This is a genomic window from Mesorhizobium sp. M7D.F.Ca.US.004.03.1.1 (assembly GCF_003998635.1).
In the GTDB taxonomy this organism is placed as follows: domain Bacteria; phylum Pseudomonadota; class Alphaproteobacteria; order Rhizobiales; family Rhizobiaceae; genus Mesorhizobium; species Mesorhizobium loti.
Genome location: NZ_RZQG01000695.1, coordinates 1 through 3236, shown reverse-complemented (window position 1 = coordinate 3236; position 3236 = coordinate 1). Strand labels below are relative to the sequence as shown.

General features: G+C 63.0%; 4 protein-coding genes and 1 pseudogene. All 5 read left to right on the top strand.

Going from position 1 to position 3236, the window contains the following annotated elements:
* A pseudogene (locus EN935_RS28200) lies at positions 1 to 524 on the top strand (gentisate 1,2-dioxygenase); the annotation flags it as partial.
* Positions 525 to 577: 53 nt separating this feature from the next.
* Entirely contained in the window at positions 578 to 1735 is a 1158-nt protein-coding gene (locus EN935_RS28195) for a hypothetical protein (RefSeq protein ID WP_127264592.1), read from the top strand.
* Between the two features lie 9 nt (positions 1736 to 1744).
* A complete protein-coding gene (locus tag EN935_RS28190) occupies positions 1745 to 2152 on the top strand; it encodes a RidA family protein (RefSeq protein WP_056582478.1) in 408 nt (135 codons plus the stop codon).
* Between the two features lie 26 nt (positions 2153 to 2178).
* A complete protein-coding gene (locus EN935_RS28185; protein ID WP_127264591.1) occupies positions 2179 to 2799 on the top strand; it encodes a glutathione S-transferase family protein in 621 nt (206 codons plus the stop codon).
* Positions 2799 to 3236 (top strand): 3-hydroxyacyl-CoA dehydrogenase NAD-binding domain-containing protein (locus tag EN935_RS28180; protein ID WP_348629914.1); only part of this gene is annotated, 438 nt, incomplete at its 3' end. The genes EN935_RS28185 and EN935_RS28180, both read left to right, overlap by 1 nt.

The window sequence follows — 3236 nt, the reverse complement described above, 5'->3', positions numbered from 1 at the left end:
ATCCGAGCGACTACTCACAGCGCATCTATGGTGAGGGCGGCCTGATGCCGCGTTTCGTCGACCACAAGCGCGGCGGCGGCCTGTCGTCGCCCATGTATGTCTATCGCTGGGAGAAGATGGAAGCGGTCCTCGATGGCCACAAGGATTGGGATGGCGACCCTCATGAAGGCATCGTCATCGACTATGTCGATCCGACCACTGGCGGCCCGGTCTTCCACACCATCAATTTCTACGTGCAGATGCTGCGCCCCGGTGAGAAGACCTTGCCGCAGCGCGAGACGGCCAGCCTGCTTTTGGCGCCGTTCCGCGGCAACGGCCATTCGATCATCGACGGCAAACGCTATGACTGGAACCAGTTCGACACCATCGCCATACCCGGCGGTTCCTGGGTCGAACATGTCAACGGCTCGTCGAGCGAGCCGGTGATCTTCTTCGGCGCCACCGATGCACCGACGCAGAAGGCGCTGCTCCTCTACAAGCGCTGGGGCCGCAACCAGGCCGGCGATCTGCTCCGCCTCGTCTAGTTCCAGTCCTTCGGCAAGCACTGTCCCGCCGCCATTGGCGGCGGGACATCGAAATGACGTTTCAACAGCAAGGGCGTATGCATTTGGTTTCGGCGTTCAACACCAAGCAGATCGGCCACGTCGACTGCCCAGGCGGCGGCCAGGTCTGGGTCGACGGCAACATCCTCTATATCGGCCACATGCGGCCGCCGAGCGGCACGACGCTGGTCGACATTTCCGACCCGCGCAATCCGCGCAAGATAGCCACGATCGATGTTCCGCCAGGCTGGCACTCGCACAAGGTGCGCGCCAAGGACGGGCTGATGATCATCAACCACGAGCGCTTTGGCGATGCCGGCCCGGCCGATTTCGGCGGCGGACTGGCGCTCTACGACACCACCAAGCCGGCACAGCCCAAGCTCATCTCGAAGTGGATAACCGGCGGCAAGGGCGTCCACCGCTACGACTTCGACGGCCGTTACGTCTACATCTCGCCGACCGCCGACGGTTATGTCGGCAATATCGTGATGATCCTCGACCTGATCGATCCCACGAAGCCGGTCGAGGTTGGACGCTGGTGGATACCCGGCCAGTGGACCGGCGGCGGCGAAGAATACCCCTGGCATGACTATGTCACGCCGCGTTGCCACCATCCGCTGCGCATGGGCGACCGGCTCTTTGTCAGCTACTGGCATCACGGCCTGTTCATCCTCGACATTTCGGACATCACCAAGCCGAAGCTGATTTCGCACGTCAATTCGAGCCCAAGCTTTCCGCATCCCACCCACACCTGCCTGCCGATTCCACAGCCGCTCAAGGGCCGCAACATCATGGTGGTGGCGGACGAGGACGTCGCCAAGCTTCGGCCATCACCGCCGGCCTTCACGTGGATTTACGACATCACCGACGAGACCAACCCGTTGCCGATCTCGACCTTCCAGGTGCCGGGCCTCGACCCGGACGGTGAGCCGCAACCGCCGATGACGGGCTGCCATCAGCCTTCCGAACGGTTCAAGGGCACGATCATTCCGTTTGCGTGGTTCGCGCAGGGGCTGCGGCTGGTCGACATTGCCGACCCGTTCGCGCCAAAGGAAGTCGGCCATTTCATGCCCGACGCGCCGGAGGGGGCGGAGCGTTCCTCGTCCAACGACGTGACCATCGACGACCGCGGCATCGTCTATCTGATCGATCGCATTCGCGGCGTCGACATCATCGAAACCAGTGTTCTCTAGGAGCAGGCATTGAGCGACAGCACGCGAAAATCCGCCAGCCACTACGCAATCGGCAACAAGAACCCGAACCTGCCGTTTCATCCGGCGGTGCGTGCCGGCGATTTCATCTTCGTCTCGGGCCAGGTGCCGAAGGACGAGAACAACAACATGATCAGCGGCACGATCGAGGAAGAGACGCTGGCCACGCTGAAAACCATCGCGCGCGTCATCGCGCATGAAGGCGCGACGCTGTCGGATGTCGTGCGGATCACCACCTACCTCGAGGATACGCGCGATTTCGGCCGCTACAACAAGGCGTTCCTAGAAGGAATCGGCGACGCCGTCCTGGCGCGCACGACCGTCGAGGCAAAGGCGGTCATCAACACCAAGATCGAAATGGACGCCATCGTCTACAAGCCGCTGCCGGCGGGCAAGTAGGCCTTGGACACAATCGAGGAGACGACATGTACAAGCTGTTAGGCCGCCAGACATCAGGCAACGTCCAGAAGGTGCTCTTCATGCTCGAAGAGCTTGGCGCCGCATATACGCGCGAGGACTATGGCCGCCAGTTCGAGAACACCCAGACGGCGGAATACAAGGCGCTCAACCCGACCTCCAAGGTGCCGACGCTGGTCGACGGCGACACCGTGATCTGGGAGTCCAACACCATCCTGCGCTATCTCGCGGCATCCGGCGGCGAACAGTTGAATGGCGCCACAGCCGCGGAAAAGACCGAGGTCGAGCGCTGGATGGATTTCCTGCTGGCGGCGGTCAATCCCGGCTACCTGGCGGCCTTCAAAGGCGCCAAGCTCACACCCGAGGAGCAGACCGCCGAATACAAGGAACAAGTGAAGGACCTGGTCGCGCAGCTCAAGATCGTCGACGGCCACCTGGCCGGCAAGGACTTCCTGGCGCTCGGCAAGCTGACCCTTGCCGACATCGCCTGCGCGCCGATCCTGAAGCGCTGCGTCGACTTCAAGATCGACCGGCCGTCAATGCCCGATCTGGAGCGCTGGGTGGCGGCGATCGCCGCTCGACCGGCCTTCAAGTCGGCAACCGCTGCTGTTCCCGCAAAGGCGGCATGATGATCAAGCGCGCCGCTCTCATCGGACTGGGAACGATGGGTCCAGGCATCGCCGCGCGGCTTTCGCGCGGCGGGCTCGATGTCACGGCGTATGATGTTTCGCAAGCGTCGGTCGAGCGTGCCCGCGGCATGCTTGATCTCGCCGGCGGCGTGCTCGACCGTCTCGACATCAAGGCGCCGGGGACGGGCACCGGCAGCGTGCGTTTCGTCGAGACGCTCGCCGAGGCCGTCGAAGGCGCCGAACTGGTGATCGAGAATGTGCCCGAGAATATCGACATCAAGGCGCAGACCTATCGTGACATCGATCCGCTGATCGGCCCGTCCGTCATCGTCGCTTCCGACACGTCGGGCATCCCGATCACCAAGCTGCAGGCGCATATCTCGCATCCCGAGCGGATGGTCGGCAGGCACTGGTCGAACCCGCCGCACATCATACCG